At 71.4% G+C, this 15,028-nt stretch carries 12 protein-coding genes; all 12 read right to left on the reverse strand.

From position 1 onward, the window contains the following. Window positions 1-51: 51 nt before the first annotated feature. The 12 genes from ftsA to MWM08_RS05205 are packed head-to-tail and all read right to left on the reverse strand — an operon-like array spanning window position 52 to window position 15,026. On the reverse strand, window positions 52-1,347 hold the full coding sequence (ftsA, locus tag MWM08_RS05150) for a cell division protein FtsA (RefSeq protein WP_244458401.1): 1,296 nt from the start codon (window positions 1,345-1,347) through the stop codon (window positions 52-54). After that, the gene (locus MWM08_RS05155) at window positions 1,344-2,222 is read right to left on the reverse strand and encodes a cell division protein FtsQ/DivIB (RefSeq protein ID WP_244458402.1); all 879 of its coding nucleotides are present in this window, start codon (window positions 2,220-2,222) and stop codon (window positions 1,344-1,346) included. Before MWM08_RS05155 ends, ftsA begins: the two co-directional genes overlap by 4 nt. Then, complete coding sequence (locus tag MWM08_RS05160) at window positions 2,212-3,129, reverse strand: D-alanine--D-alanine ligase (protein WP_244458403.1); 918 nt, start codon at window positions 3,127-3,129, stop codon at window positions 2,212-2,214. The genes MWM08_RS05155 and MWM08_RS05160 overlap by 11 nt, the downstream gene beginning before the upstream one ends. Then, complete coding sequence (gene murB, locus MWM08_RS05165) at window positions 3,126-4,058, reverse strand: UDP-N-acetylmuramate dehydrogenase (RefSeq protein ID WP_423816011.1); 933 nt, start codon at window positions 4,056-4,058, stop codon at window positions 3,126-3,128. Before murB ends, MWM08_RS05160 begins: the two co-directional genes overlap by 4 nt. After that, entirely contained in the window at window positions 4,055-5,497 is a 1,443-nt protein-coding gene (murC, locus tag MWM08_RS05170) for a UDP-N-acetylmuramate--L-alanine ligase (RefSeq protein ID WP_244458404.1), read from the reverse strand. The genes murB and murC overlap by 4 nt, the downstream gene beginning before the upstream one ends. Next, window positions 5,497-6,630: an undecaprenyldiphospho-muramoylpentapeptide beta-N-acetylglucosaminyltransferase gene (gene murG, locus MWM08_RS05175; protein ID WP_244458405.1), complete on the reverse strand. Its 1,134-nt coding sequence runs from the start codon at window positions 6,628-6,630 to the stop codon at window positions 5,497-5,499. Before murG ends, murC begins: the two co-directional genes overlap by 1 nt. Next, window positions 6,627-7,805, reverse strand: coding sequence for an FtsW/RodA/SpoVE family cell cycle protein (locus MWM08_RS05180; RefSeq protein ID WP_244458406.1), 1,179 nt, complete (start codon window positions 7,803-7,805; stop codon window positions 6,627-6,629). The genes murG and MWM08_RS05180 overlap by 4 nt, the downstream gene beginning before the upstream one ends. Then, window positions 7,805-9,193, reverse strand: a complete 1,389-nt coding sequence (murD, locus tag MWM08_RS05185; RefSeq protein WP_244458407.1) for a UDP-N-acetylmuramoyl-L-alanine--D-glutamate ligase — start codon at window positions 9,191-9,193, stop codon at window positions 7,805-7,807. Before murD ends, MWM08_RS05180 begins: the two co-directional genes overlap by 1 nt. After that, window positions 9,190-10,278 (reverse strand): phospho-N-acetylmuramoyl-pentapeptide-transferase, encoded by a 1,089-nt coding sequence (gene mraY, locus MWM08_RS05190; RefSeq protein WP_244458408.1) that lies wholly within the window; start codon window positions 10,276-10,278, stop codon window positions 9,190-9,192. Before mraY ends, murD begins: the two co-directional genes overlap by 4 nt. Then, a complete protein-coding gene (locus tag MWM08_RS05195) occupies window positions 10,275-11,654 on the reverse strand; it encodes a UDP-N-acetylmuramoyl-tripeptide--D-alanyl-D-alanine ligase (protein WP_244458409.1) in 1,380 nt (459 codons plus the stop codon). Before MWM08_RS05195 ends, mraY begins: the two co-directional genes overlap by 4 nt. Further along, complete coding sequence (locus MWM08_RS05200) at window positions 11,651-13,096, reverse strand: UDP-N-acetylmuramoyl-L-alanyl-D-glutamate--2,6-diaminopimelate ligase (protein ID WP_244460064.1); 1,446 nt, start codon at window positions 13,094-13,096, stop codon at window positions 11,651-11,653. The genes MWM08_RS05195 and MWM08_RS05200 overlap by 4 nt, the downstream gene beginning before the upstream one ends. 1 nt (window position 13,097) lies before the next feature. Then, window positions 13,098-15,026 (reverse strand): peptidoglycan D,D-transpeptidase FtsI family protein, encoded by a 1,929-nt coding sequence (locus tag MWM08_RS05205; RefSeq protein WP_244458410.1) that lies wholly within the window; start codon window positions 15,024-15,026, stop codon window positions 13,098-13,100. Window positions 15,027-15,028 lie beyond the last annotated feature (2 nt).

The raw sequence follows: 15,028 nt of genomic DNA on the forward strand, positions 1-15,028 counted from the left end.
CTCCTGGTTGATCGTGTCTACGCGGTGGAATCGATTCGGGGCGAGGCGCATTCACACGCGGTCCTTCACCCAGTTGACGAAGCGGCGGAACGGGCTGCCGGCGCGCGCCGGGCCGGGCGCGATGTCGAGCACCGGGCGGCCTTCCCCGGCCCCCCAGAGCAGCAGCCCGATGGCATTCGCGAAGGCCGGGCCCGAGGCCGCTTCCGCAAGCCCGCGCACGGGCAGCGGGCGGCCGATGCGCACCTGGCGGTCAAGGATGCGTGCGGCGAGCTCCCGCGCGCCGACCAGCTGGCTGCCGCCGCCGGTGAGCACCACACGCGTGCCGCCCTCGCGCCCGAGCGATGCGGCATCGAGTCGTTCGCGCACGAGCTCGAAGGTCTCCTCTAGTCGAGGCTTGATGATGTTCACGATCATGCTGCGCGGGATGCGCGCGATGGCGTGCTCGTCCTCGCCCAGCAGCGGGACCGGCAGGAATTCGCGGTCGTCGTCGGCGCCGCCATGCACGCTGCCGTGCAGGGTCTTGATGCGTTCGGCATGCGTCAGCGGCGTGGCCAGCACGGTCGCGATGTCGTTCGTCACCTGGCCGCCGCCGATCGCGACCTGCGCGGTGTGGACCAGGTGCCCCTCGCTGAACACCGCGAGCGACGTGGTGCCGCCGCCCATGTCGATGACGGTCGCGCCGAGTTGCTTCTCGTCATCGACCAGGGTTGCGAGGCCGGCGGCGAAGGGTGCGGAGACGAGTTCCTCCACTTCGAGATCACATCGCAGCAGGCAGGCGCCGAGGTTGCGCAGCGAGGCCTGCGAGGCGCTGACCATGTGCAGTCGCGCGCCCAGCGTGTCGCAGATCATGCTGCGCGGGTCCTCGACGCCGGGCGTGGCATCGACGGTGAACGCCAGCGGGATGGCGTGCACCGTCTCCCGCCCGTCCTCGACCGTGCGGCGGCGGCCTTCGTGCAGGATGGCGCGCAGGTCCTGTTCGGTCACGGCGCGTCCGCCGATGCCCCATTGGATGTGAAGCTGCCGGCTGTCGGGCTGCCCGCAGGAGAGGTTCACGATCACGCCGGGCAGGCGCGTATCCGCCATCTCCTCGGCCTGGCCGACGGCGGCGCGGATGGCGCGTTCGGCTTCCTCGAGGTCGACGATCGACCCGCCCTTGACGCCGCGGCCCTGGCGCCAGCCGAATCCGAGCACACGCGGCGTGCCGTCGCTCTCGATGCGGGCGATCATGCAGACCGCCTTGGTCGAGCCGATGTCGAGCACGCCAAAGGTGCCGCTGCGCGCATGGCGGCGGCGGCGCGGCGGCGCGCCGGGTTCGATCGGCGGCGGCAGGCGAGACATCTGGTTCATCCGCGGCGTGCTCCGCCAGGCCGTGGGGTGATGATCTCGCTCGGTTCCGCCTGGCGCGTCGGGCGCAGCACCAGGCGGTCGGGCAGGCGCAGGTCGATGGCGGCGAGCGGGCGGTCGAGCAGCCGCGCCTCCCGCTGCAATTCCGCCAGCCGCTGGATGGCGGCGGCCTCGGCACCTTCGGGCAGGAGCACGTCGGTGCCGTTGTGCAGTCGCAGGTTCCAGCGGCGTTCGTGGATGCGCACCATGGCCTGCACGCGGTCGGCCACGTCCTGTTCGCGCTTCAGCAGGTCGTACAGCGCGGGGCCGGCGGAATCGGCGCCGGGGCCGACCAGCAGCGGCAGCGGGCCGAATTGGTCGAGCCCATCGGCCGCCACCACGCGGCCGTCGCGGTCAATGATCACGAAGCGCGTGTTGTTCTGCCAGATCGCGAAGGGCCGGCGTTCCTCGATGCGCACCAGGATCGTGCCGGGCAGGCGGCGTTCGACATGCGCGGTCTGCACCCAGGCGATGGTCTCGATGCGGGTGCGCGCCGCCTCGGGCGAGAAATCCAGGATTGGGTCGCCGCGAGAGACGCCGAGTGCCGCGCGGATCATGTCGGTCGGCGTGTTGCGCCGCCCTTCCAGGATCACCTGCTGCACGGTCATGCCAAGGGATTCGCCGACATGCGCGAAGCTGTCCGCCACACCGCGAACGCGCCCGGCGGGGTCGACCGCGCGCACTGCCAGCACCAGTACGCCGAGCGCGCCGAGGCCGAGGACGCCGTAGATCGCGGGCTTCACCAGCGACCGACGGCGCTTCACCCATATGCGCAGGCGCGACGGGCGCGAAGGTTCGCGCTGCGGCTTCGATGTGCGTGCGAGGCGTTCACGCGCCATGGCGGGCCTCCCTGACCATCCAGGCGCACAGCGCGGGGAAGGGGATGCCGCAATGCGCCGCCTGTTCGGGCAGCAGCGACGTCGGTGTCAGGCCCGGCTGCGTATTCACTTCCAGCAGCACCAGCCGGTCTGCGGCCTCGTCGTAGCGGAAATCGGCGCGCGAGGCGCCGCGGCAGCCCAGCGCCTGGTGCGCGCGCAGCGCGATGTCGAGCGCCCGGCCATAGGCGTCCTCGCTGATGTGAGCGGGCAGAACGTGGCGCGACCCGCCATCGGCGTACTTGCTCTCGTAGTCGTAGAAGACGCCGGCATCGGCGATGATGTCGGTCACTGCCAGCGCGCGGTCACCCATCACGCCGACCGTGAGTTCGCGGCCGGGGATGTAGGATTCCGCCATGGCGTGGTCGCCGTAGCGCCAGCTGCGTGCGATCTCGGCGCGCCGGTTGTCGCCCTGCTGGACGATGTGCACGCCGACGGACGAACCCTCGTTCACCGGCTTCACGACATAGGGCAGCGGCAGCGGATCGGCGGCTTCAAGTTCGTCGCGCGTCACCAGGCGGTGTTCGGCCACGGGCAGCCCGGCCTGGCGGAAAACGGCCTTGGCGGCGGCCTTGTCCATCGCGAGCGCCGACGCGCGCAGTCCCGAATGCGTGTAGGGCAGGCCGAGCCAGTCGAGCACGCCCTGGATGCAGCCATCCTCGCCGAAGCGGCCGTGCAGCGCGTTGAACACCGCGTCGGGGCGCGGATGCGTGAGTGCATGGATGACGGCGGTGAGGTCCTCGGTGACGTCGATCGGCGTCACGGTGAAGCCCGCTTCGCGCAGCGCCGCGATGCATTGTTTCCCGGAGGAGAGCGAGACCTCGCGTTCGGCCGAGATGCCGCCATACAGGACCGCGACGTGCTGAGTCATGCAGGCCTCCCGATGCGGCGGATTTCCCATTCCAGATCGACGCCGGTGGCGGCGCGTACGCGGGCGCGAACGTCCTCGCCCAGCGCCTCGATCTGCGCGGCGGTGGCGCCGCCGGTGTTGATGAGGAAGTTGCAGTGCTTCTCGCTGACCTGCGCGGCGCCGAGGGTCAGGCCGCGACAGCCGGCGGCGTCGATCAACTGCCAGGCCTTGCGGTCGCCCGGCGGGTTCTTGAAGGTGGAACCGCCGGTGCGCGCACGCACGGGCTGCGTCGCCTCGCGCGCCGTGCGGATGTCGTTGAGCCGCGCGGCGATGGCCGCGGCATCGCCGGGTGTGGCACGCAGCCTGGCGCGGATGACGACGCTGCGCGGCGGCAGCACGGCGCGGCGATAAGCGAAGTGCAGATCAGCGGCCGACATGCGGATGATGCCGGTGCCGGTTGCGACCTCCGCCCAGTCGAGCACGTCCTTCACTTCGGCCCCGTAGGCGCCGGCATTCATCGCCACCGCGCCGCCGATCGTGCCTGGAATGCCGACCAGGAATTCGAGGCCGCCCAGCGCATGCGCCGCCGCGGTCTCCGCCACCGTCACGTCGAGTGCGGCCGCACCGGCGACGATGCCGCCGGCCTCCACCGTAACATCGCCGAAGCCGCGTGCGAGGCGCAGCGTGACACCCGCGATCCCGCCATCGCGGATGATGAGGTTCGATGCCGCGCCGAGTACCGTCAGCGGCGTGGTCGCCGGTAAGTCGCGCAGCAGCGCGACCAGATCCTCGGCATCGGCCGGGCGTACCAGCACATCCGCCGCGCCGCCGACACGGAACCAGGTGGAGCCACCAAGCGGCGCATCGCGCGTCACGCGCCCGCGTAGCGCCGGTACGCCATCGGGCGGCGGCACCAGGCGATCCGGGCGATGCGCCGTCGCGGCCATCATTTCATCGCCCCCGCGAGCCGCCCACGCGCGCGCTGCTGCAGGTCGTTGAGCTGCCCCGGCAGTGCATGCGCCCAGGACGTGATGTTTCCTGCGCCCAGGCAAACGACGTAGTCGCCCGACCGTGCGATGGCGTGGATCATCTCCGGCAGGCTGTCCGGCCCGGGGAGCGGCACGACCGACCGGTGGCCGCGCGCGCGCAGGCCTTCCACAAGCGCGTCCTTGTCCATGCCTTCGATGGGCTGTTCACCCGCCGCATAGACATCCGCCACGATCACCGTGCCGGCATCGTTCATGCACGTACAGAAATCCTCGAAGAGCGAGGCGAGGCGCGAATAGCGGTGCGGTTGCACCACCGCGACCACGTCGCGCGCGCCGGCCTGGCGCGCGGCCTTGAGCACGGCTGCGATCTCGACCGGGTGGTGGCCGTAGTCGTCGATCACGGTGATGCCGCCCGCTTCACCCGTGCGAGTGAAGCGGCGCTTCACGCCCTTGAAGCCGGCCAGCGCGGAGCGGATGGTGCCCTCGTCCACCTCCATCTCGACGCCGATCGCGATGGCGGCCAGCGCGTTCTGCACATTGTGCTGGCCCAGCATCGGCAGGCGGAAGGGCTTCATGGACCGCACGCGCCCGGTGGCGCGGTCGGTCACCGTGACCTCGAAGGTCGCGCCCATGCGGTCGGTGATGATTCGCTCGGCGCGTACATCGGCCTGGGGCGAGAAGCCGTAGGTCACGATGCGCCGGTCGGACAGGCGCGGGATCATCGCCTGCACTTCCGGATGGTCCATGCACAGCACGGCGAAGCCGTAGAAGGGGATGTTGCCGACGAACTGCGCGTAGCCTTCCTTCATCGCCTCCCCGGTGCCCCAGTGGTCGAGGTGCTCCGGGTCCATGTTGGTGACTACGGCGACGACGGCGGGCAGCTTGAGGAAGGACCCGTCGGATTCATCTGCCTCCACCACCATCCAGTCGCCCGCACCCATGCGCGTGTTGGTGCCATAGGCGTTGATGATCCCGCCGTTGATCACGGTCGGGTCGAGCCGCGCGGCTTCGAGCACCGCGGCGACCAGCGACGTTGTCGTGGTCTTGCCGTGCGTGCCGCCGATGGCGATGGACCACTTGAGGCGCATCAGTTCGGCCAGCATCTCGGCGCGGCGCACCACCGGGATCAGTCGCTTGCGTGCGGCCACGACCTCGGGGTTGTCGCGCTTCACCGCGGTCGAGACGACCACCACCTGCGCATCACCGAGATTCGCCGCGTCGTGCCCAACCGCGACGGGAATGCCGACCGCGCGCAGGCGCTGCACATTGGCACCGTCGTTGAGATCGCTGCCCTGCACCTGGTAGCCCAGCGTGTGCAGCACCTCCGCGATGCCGGACATGCCGATGCCGCCGATGCCCACGAAGTGGATGGCGCCGATATTGAGCGGCAGCGCGCGCATCAGGCGGCCCCCATGGCTGGCTGGCGGACAAGGGCGAGCACGCGGTCCGCAAGATCGCGCGCCGCATGCGGGCGTGCCAACGCGGACGCCGCGACCGCCGCGGATTGCAGCCGCGCCGGAAACGCAAATAGCGCGACGAGGCGTTCGGCGAGCGCGCCCGGCGTGAAGGCCGTCTGCGGGTAGACCCAGGCCGCATCCGCTTCGGCCAGCGCGCGCGCATTGGCGTTCTGATGGTCGTCGATCGCCGATGGCAGCGGCACCAGGATCGATGGACGCCCCGCGCATTCCAGTTCGGAAATCGTGGAGGCACCTGCGCGCGCGATGACCAGGTGCGCCGTCGCGAGCCGACCGGCGATATCCGGAAAGAATGGCGCGAGGTCCGCGACCACGCCAGCATCGCGATAGGCCGTCTCGGTGCGCGCGAGGTCTTCCGCGCGGCATTGCTGCGTCACCAGCAACCGCGCGCGGATCGCTTCGGGCAGTGCGGCGATCGCGGGCGGCACGACATCGGCGAAGATGCGCGCGCCCTGGCTCCCGCCCGTCACCAGCAGCCGCAGCGCGCCGCCGTCGGGTGGGAGAGGATAGGGCTGCCCGGCCAATGCCGCGAGTGCGGGACGCACCGGATTGCCAACCATGGCGACCGTGGCGCCCGCCGGCACCTGCGAGGTGTTGGGGAAGGACAGCGCCAGCAGGTCGGCCACGCGTGCCATCAGCCGGTTCGCGCGCCCGAGCACAGCGTTCTGCTCATGCAGCACGATCGCCGGACGTCGCGCGGGCGCCATCAGCCGAGCCGCGGCGAGTGGCGGGAAGGACGCGTAACCGCCGAAGCCCACCACCGCGGATGGCTGCAGCGCCGCGAGATGCCGGCGCGCCTGCGCGGTACCCGCGACCAGCGCCATCGCGCCCGAGGCCGCGCCGCGCAGCCCGCGCCCGGACAGCCCCCCGCCGCGCAGCACGAAGCGCTCGGCATTGGCGAAGGCGGCGCTGTCATAGGCGGCGGAACGCGCATCGGTCATCAGCGCGATGCGTTCGCCGCGGCGCAGCAGCTCAGCCGCCAGTGCCTCGGCCGGGAACAGGTGCCCGCCCGTGCCGCCGGCGGCGATGATGATGGGGCGCACCGCGGGGCCCCTCACCGCGCCCCTCCCGCCGCCATCGCGACGGGGGCGTGTGCGGGTTCGGCATCGGCCCCTGCGCGCGATCCCGTTCGCCGGCGCGTGAGCGCAAGCAGCATCCCCATGCCCATTGCGATGGCCAGCACCGACGACCCGCCATAGGACACGAAGGGCAGCGTCATGCCCTTGGTCGGGATCAGGTGCAGCGTGGAGGCCATGTTGACGAAGGCCTGCAGGCCGAACTGCGTGAGCAGGCCCGTGCCCGCCAGCATGATGAACAGGTCGGTCTCGCCCAGCAGGCGCATCAAGCCGCGCACCACGATGAAGGCGAAGATCGCGAGGATGACCAGACACAGCACCATGCCGAACTCCTCGCCCGCCACGGCGAAGACGAAGTCGGCATGCGCGTCGGGCAGCACGTTCTTGACGCGCCCCTCGCCCGGGCCGCGGCCGAGCAGCCCGCCATTCGCGAAGGCCTCGAGCGCCACGCTCACCTGGAAGGAATCGCCCGAGGACGGGTCGAGGAAGCGATGCACGCGTGACTGCACGTGCGGAAAGATCATGTAGGCGCCAACCGCGCCCGCGATGCCGAGGCCACCCACCGCACCGACCAGGAACAGGTTCATGCCCGCCACGAAGAACTGCGCGAAGAATACCGCGCAGACCACGAGAAGCATCCCGATATCCGGCTGCCCCTTCAGGATGGCGGCCACCATCAGGAACAGCACGACCGCGATGGTGGCCCCCCAGACCTTCGACCCCGGCAGCTTGCCCTCGGCGATCAGCCAGCCGGCGACCACGGCGAAGAACGGCTTGAGGAATTCCGAGGGCTGCAGGGACAGCCCGGGGATCGGCAGCCAGCGGCGCGCGCCCTTGATCTCGACACCGACAACGAGCGTAGCCGCGGTGAGCACCAGCGCGGCGGCGAAGCCCAGCAGCGCGAAGCGTCGCACACCCTTCACGGAGAGCAGCGAGACCGCGACCATCAACGCGGCGGCCATCGCGAGGTACGCGACCTGCTTGATGAAGAACATGTGCCGCGACGACGCACCGATGCGTTCCGCCACCGCCGGCGAGGCCGCCAGCATCATCACATAGCCGAAGGCGATCAGCGTCATCAGCGCCGCAAGCGTCCAGCGGTCGACCGTCCACCACCAGCGGCCCAGCACGGAGGTATCGGCGCGCGAGAACGCCATCAGGCGGCCCTTCCATGCGTGGCGGCGATCGATCGTGCCAGGTCGCGGAAGCTGTCCCCGCGCTCATCGAAGCCGCTGAACTGGTCCCACGACGCACAGGCCGGCGAGAGCAGCACCACCGGCGCCGCGCCCGCAAAGGCCGCTGCCGCCGCGGCCGGCACAGCGGCATCGAGCGTGCCGGCGACCTCATGCGGGATGCCATGCGCGGCGAGCGTGCGCGCCAGCACCGCCGCGTCGCGCCCGATGAGGACCGCGTGCGCGATGCGCGGGAAGTACGGCACGAGGCTCTCGATGCCGCCTTCCTTCGCCTCGCCGCCGGCAATCCAGACGACGCGGTCGTAGGAGGCGAGCGCGCGCGCTGCGCTGTCGGCGTTGGTCGCCTTGCTGTCGTTCACGAAGACCACGCCGCGCGCCTCGCCCACGCGCTCGAGCCGATGCTGCAGGCCGGCGAAGGTCGCGATCCCCGCGGCGATGTCGGCGCGCGCCACGCCGAGGGCGCGGCAGGCTGCCGCTGCCGCAGCCGCATTCTGCGCATTGTGGCTGCCAGGCAGTGCGCGCGCGTCGCGCAGGTCAGCGATCGGGCCATCGTCGTCGCGCAGCACCGGTCCTTCGGCCCAGATGCCGCCGGGCTGCGCCGTGTCGGCCGAGATCGGCACGATCCGCGCGGCCAGGCCCGCGGCCATCGCGGCCGTGATGGCGTCATCCTGGCCCAGTACCGCGACATCCTCATGCGACTGCCGCGCGAAGATCCTCGCCTTCGCAGCGGCATAGCCGGCCATGTCGCCATGACGGTCGAGGTGATCTGGGCTGAGGTTCAGCATGACAGCCACGTTGAAGCGCAGCGTCGCGATTCGCTCCAACATGTAGGACGACATTTCGAGGGTATAGACCCCCTCCGACCCCAAGATGTTGAGAGACAGGGCCGGCGGGCCGAGATTGCCACCGACCTGCGCGACGCGTCCCGCCTTCGTGAGGACGTGGTGGATCAGCGCCGTCGTGGTCGATTTCCCGTTGGTCCCGGTGACGCCGACGAAGCGTGCTCGGGACTGCGCGGCGAGCACGGCGCGATAGAGAAACTCCACGTCGCACAGGACCGGCGCGCCGGCCGCGCGCGCTGCTTCGGCGGCGGGATGCGCGCGCGGCAGCAGATGCGGGATACCCGGTGAGAGCAGCAGCGCATCGGCACGAAAGCGCCCCTCGCTGGGGTCGCGCAGCGTCAGCCCCGCCACCGTGGCGGCGGCGCGCTGCGCTTCGCCATCGTCCCAGGCCTCGACCTCCGCACCCCATTCGACCAGGCGCAGCGCCGCCGGCAACCCGGCACGGCCGAGCCCAACCACGGCGATCCGCGCGCCAAGGAAAGGGGTGAAGGGAGGCGAGGGTGCGTTCATCGGATCTTCAGCGTGCTGAGGCCGACGAGTGCCAGGATCATCGCGATGATCCAGAAGCGGATGACGATGGTGGGCTCCGCCCAGCCCTTCTTTTCGAAGTGGTGGTGCAGCGGCGCCATCAGGAAGACGCGCCGCCCTGTGCGCTTGAACCAGAACACCTGGATGATGACCGACACCGTCTCGACCACGAACAGGCCGCCCACGATCGCGAGAACGATCTCGTGCTTGGTCGCCACCGCCAGCGCACCCAGTGCGCCACCGAGTGCGAGCGACCCCGTATCGCCCATGAACACCGCCGCCGGTGGCGCGTTGAACCACAGGAAGCCGAGCGCCGCGCCGATCAGCGCCGAGGCGAAGACCGCGAGCTCACCGGTGCCCGGCACGTAGTGCAACTGAAGGTAGTCGGCGAAGATGCGGTTGCCGACGAGATACGCGATCAGCGCGAAGACCGCCGCCGCGATCATCACCGGCACGATCGCGAGTCCATCGAGCCCGTCGGTCAGGTTCACCGCGTTCGACGCGCCCATCATTACCAGCATGCCAACCAGCGGGAACAGCAGGCCGAAGGGCACCAGCAATTCCTTGAGGAACGGCACCGCCAGCGTGGTCGACAGCGGCCCGGGCATCAGCCACGTGATCCAGACCGCCGCGAGCAGGCCGAGCCCCGCCTGCACGGCCAGCTTCATGCGACCCGACACGCCCTTGGTGTTGCGCTTGGTCACCTTCAGCCAGTCATCGGCAAAGCCGAGCGCGCCGTAGCCCACCGTCACGACCAGCACCGCCCACACCATGCCGGACCGCAGGTCGGCCCACAGGAGCGTGGAGACCACCAGCGCGCCCAGGATCATCACGCCACCCATGGTGGGCGTGCCCTTCTTTTCGATCAGGTGGCGCTCGGGGCCGTCGTCGCGGATCGGCTGGCCGCCGCGCTGGAAGGACCGCAGCCAGGCGATGATGCTGTTGCCGAACACCAGGCAGATCACGAGCGCCGTCATGGCCGCCGCGCCGGCGCGGAAGGTGTGGTAGCGCGCCAGGTTGAACAGCTGGAAGTCGTCCGCGAAGGGCGTGAGGAAGGTGTAGATCATGCGCGTTCCCCAGCGGTCAGCGCATCGACCACGACCTTCATGCGCGACCCGAGCGATCCCTTCACCAAGACCGCATCCCCCGCGCGCAGCGCATCGCGCAGCACGGGCGCCAGCGCCGTCGAGTCCGGCAGATGCGCGCCGCGCCTGGCGTCAGGCAGCGCGCGATAGAGATGCCCCATCATTTCCCCGCAGCAGAAGACCAGGTCGCAGGCGGCCGCCGCATCCGGCGCGAGGGAGGCATGGATCGCCGCACCATCCGCGCCGAGTTCGAGCATGTCGCCGAGTGCGGCGATGCGCCGCGCCGCCGCCTGTGCCGCGAGTACGGAAAGCCCCGCGCGGATCGAAGGCGGCGATGCGTTGTAGGAATCGTCGATCAGCAGCGCCTCGCCGTCGGCGACCGTGATGCGACTGCGCCGCCCACGTCCGGCCGGCGCGCCGAAGGCGGGCAGGGCTGCGGCGCCGGTGCGTGCGTTCAACCCCAGCGCGGCGATCGCGGCCAGCGCCGCGCAGGCATTCAGGGCCACATGGCGGCCGGGTGTCGCGAGCATCACGCCGATGCGCTCGCCGCGCAGGATGATCTCCGCCCGCCCGCCTTCGCTGTCGCCCTCGTAGCCGACCAGCCGCGCATCGGCGCCAGGTGTTTCGCCATGCGTCAGCACGGCCAGGCCCACGCCGTGCGCGCGCTGCGCGACCGTCGCGGCGAAGCGGCTATCCGCGGGCAGCACCAGGGTCCCGCCGGGTGCGACTCCGGCGATGATGTCGCCCTTTTCCTCGGCGATCGCGTCCTCGCTGCCCAGCCGCCCAATATGTGCGGTGCCGATGTTGGTGATGAGCGCGACATGCGGGCGCGCCAGACGCGACAGCGGCGCGATCTCGCCGCGGTTGTTCATGCCCATCTCGACCACGGCGAAGGCGGCGTCGCGCGGCAGCCGCGCCAGCGTGATCGGCACGCCCCAATGGTTGTTGAAGGATGCCGCCGAGGCATGCGTGGGACCGAAGGCGGAGAGTGCAACGCGCAGCATCTCCTTGGTGGTGGTCTTGCCGACCGACCCGGTCACGCCCACCACGCGCGCCACGCTGCGGGCACGCCCCGCGGCGCCGAGTGCGGTGAGGCCCGCCAGCGTGTCGGCCACGCGCAGCAGTGGCGCATCGGCGTCGACACCGGGCGGGTCGCGGTCGACCAGCGCGGCCGCCGCGCCTTTCCCGAGCGCCTGGGCGACGAAGTCGTGCCCGTCGCGCGCATCGCGCAAGGCCACGAATAGGTCGCCGGGCACGATGGACCGCGTATCGATGGAAATGCCCGTCACCGCGACCTCGCGCGCCAACGTCCCGCCGGTCGCGGCACGCAGTTCGGCGCTGGTCCACAGCGCGGTCATGGTTCGACACCCAGGAGGCGGCGCACCACAGCCACGTCGTCGAAGGGGTGCACGACGCCGGCGATCTCCTGCCCGCTCTCGTGCCCCTTGCCGGCCACCGCGAGCACGTCGCCCGGGTCGAGGTCCGCCAGCGCGGCGGCGATCGCCGCCTCCCGCTCACCGGCATCGATCGCGCCCGGCGCGCCGGCCAGCACGGCGGCGCGGATCGTGGCAGGGTCCTCGCTGCGCGGATTGTCGTCGGTGACCCAGACGCGGTCCGCGCCGTCGGCGGCGGCCGCGCCCATCAATGGTCGCTTGCCCGGGTCGCGATCCCCGCCCGCACCGAACAGGACATGCAGCCGCTGCGCGGTATGCGGGCGGAGCGCGGCGAGCAGCCGCGCCAGTGCATCGGGCGTATGCGCATAGTCGACATAGACCGCCGCGCCGTTCGCCAGCACTGCGGCACGCTCCATCCGACCACGCACGCCTGCGAGGTGCGGCAGCGCGGCGAAGACCTGGTCGGCCGGAAGGCCGGCGCTGACGGCGAGCGCGGCCGCGAGCAGGGCGTTGTCGGCCTGGAAGCGCCCTGGCAGCGGCAGCACGAGGTCATGGCGCGCGCCGAAGGCTTCGATGGCCAGCGCCTGGCCATCCGGTAGCGGTTGCGCCGAGAGCAGGCGCACCGCGTCGCCGGCCTCGCCCACCGTCAGCAAACGCAGCCGGCGGTTTCGCGCAATGGCCTGCAGCGCATCGAGCGTCGCGGCATCCATGCCGGTGCAGGCGACGGCCGCAGCCCCGACCGGCAGCAGCGTGTCGAACAGTCGCAGCTTGGCGGCGCGATACGCCTCCATCGACCCGTGGTAGTCCAAGTGGTCGCGCGTGAGGTTGCTGAACCCCGCCGCCGCCAGCACCACGCCATCGAGCCGCCGCTGGTCAATGCCGTGCGAGGACGCCTCCATCGCCGCCGCACCGAAGCCCGCGCGCGCGAGCGCGGCGAGCGTTGCGTGCAGCGCCACGGGATCCGGCGTGGTCAGCGTGGGGCCGGGCGGAAATCCCTCCGCCACCAGGCCGAGCGTGCCGAGCGAGGCCGCGCGTTCACCGCACGCGGTCCAGATCTGGCGCAGGAAATCGACCGTGCTGGTCTTGCCGTTGGTGCCCGTCACCGCCACCACGCTGCGCGGCTGCGCGCCATGGAAGGCAGCGGCCATCAGTGCGAGGGTGCGGCGCGGGTCGGCGCTGGTGATCATCGGGCGCACCGGCACGCCGGGCGGCCATTCGGTGCCGGCCGGTGCGATCACCGCGGCCGCGCCACGGTCCACCGCATCAGCGATGAAGGCGCGGCCATCGGCCCGCGCACCCGGCAGGGCCGCGAAGACCATGCCGGGGCCGACGGCGCGGCTGTCGGCGGTGAGGCCGACGATCGCCGCATCCTCCGACAGCGCGGGCAGGCCGGCGCGGTGCATCATGTCACCGAGGCGCAAGGCCGGCCTCCCGCTGCGGTTCGGCAGCGGCGGCGGGCGTGGGGCCGGGGCGCTGCACGGCGGGGCGCGCGGCGGGGCGTGGCGGCGCCGCGGCGGGCACCGCGATGCCCGGGATGCCGCGCCCGTTCATCGGCGCGGCCAGCGCGCGCTGGATCTCGGGCGTGGCGGGTTCGGGCAGCATGCCCAGGATCGGCGCGATGCGCTGGATCACCATGCCCGCCGCCGGCGCGGCAACCCAGCCCGCGGTGGCGAAGCCATGGCTGCGCGCGTTCGGCTTCGGTTCGTCGACCATCACATAGACCGCGTACCGCGGCGCATGCATCGGGAAGGCGCCGACGAAGGCGGCGATGCGCTTGTTCTCGAGGTAGCCGCCGCGCGGGCCGGTCTTCTGCGCAGTGCCGGTCTTGCCGCCGACGAAATACCCCGGAACTTCGGCCGAACGGCCCGACCCGTCGGTCACCACCAGGCGCATGAAGCGGCGCATCAGGTCTGAGGTGCGTTCGCTCAGCACGCGCACGCCCTCGCGCTCGACGCCGGGCTGCTGCCACAGGATGGTCGGCTGGCGCAGGATGCCGCCATTCACGATGGTGGCGCCCGCCGTCGCGACATGCAGCGGTGTTACGGAAATGCCGTGGCCGAAGCCGATCGTCATGGTGTTCAATTCGCGCCAAGTCCGCTGACCCGGCACCAGCGGTAGCGCGGTCTCCGGGATCTCGATGCGCAGGCGCGAGGTCATGCCCATGCGCTGCATGAATTCGCGGTGCCGGGTCACGCCCACCGCCGCGGCCATGTGCGCCGAGGCCAGGTTCGAGGAGTAGGCGAGGATCTCCGGCAGCGCGAGCCACCGGTTCTTGCCGCGGTAGTCGTTGATCTCGAATCGCCCGACGCGGATCGGGCGCGAGGCGTCGTAGCCGCCCCAGGGCTGGATGGTGCCGTAGTCCAGCGCCATCGCCGCGGTCAGCAGCTTGAAGGTGGAGCCCGGTTCGTAGACGCCGACGGTGACGCGGTTGAAGCGCTGGTCGACCGTGGCCGCCCCCACGTCGTTCGCGTCGTAGTCCGGCAAGCTGACCATGGCCAGCACCTCGCCGGTCTGCACGTCCATCACCACACCGGCGCCGCCGATGCCGTTGAATTCGGTGATGCCGCGCTGCACGGCGTCGCGCAGCGCCAGCTGCACGCGGATGTCGAGCGACAGGCGCAGGCGTTCGTTCGCCTGTTCACGCAGGCGCGTATCGTGGAAGCGCTCGACGCCGGCGATGCCGTGGCCGTCCACGTCCACGCCGCCGATGATGTGCGCGGCGGTGCGGCCCTGCGGGAAGTAGCGGCGCTCGGCTTCCTCGAAATGCAGGCCGGGGATGCCGAGCGCATTGACCTGCGCCACCTCCCGCGGCGTCAGCGCGCGCGCGATGTAGGCGAATTGCCGTTCGCCCGACAGCCGCTGCACCAGGCGTTCGCGGTCGAGCTGCGGCAGCACGCGGCGCAGCCTGTCGGCTACCTCGCCCGGATTGTCGATTTGCCGCGGGTTGGCATAGAGCGCGGTGAGCGGCAGCGAGACCGCCAGGATCTCACCATTGCGGTCGGTGACGGTCGCACGGGCGACGGGCGCCTCGGCCGCCGGGGCAGGCGGGCGCGACAGCGCAGCCGCGCGGCGCGGTTCCGCCGGCGCGATCACCGTCGCGAAGGCGAGCTTCAGCGCCACCGCGCCGAACAGCCCGGCGAAGCCGAAGGCCGCGATCACTAGGCGCCCCCGCGTGCGCTCCAGGATGGCGCGGCGCATCAGGTCCGGCTGCGTCACGCGCACCACGGCGCGGGGCGGTGCCTCGGTCGTCGCGGCGCGCCGCAGCATCTGGCTGCTGGCCGGCGCCGCGCCGGGCTCGGGCGGGCGCATGCTGATGGGTGGGGGGATGTGGGTCATGC

Origin of the sequence: Roseomonas fluvialis (assembly GCF_022846615.1) — a bacterium.
In the GTDB taxonomy this organism is placed as follows: Bacteria; Pseudomonadota; Alphaproteobacteria; order Acetobacterales; family Acetobacteraceae; genus Neoroseomonas; species Neoroseomonas fluvialis.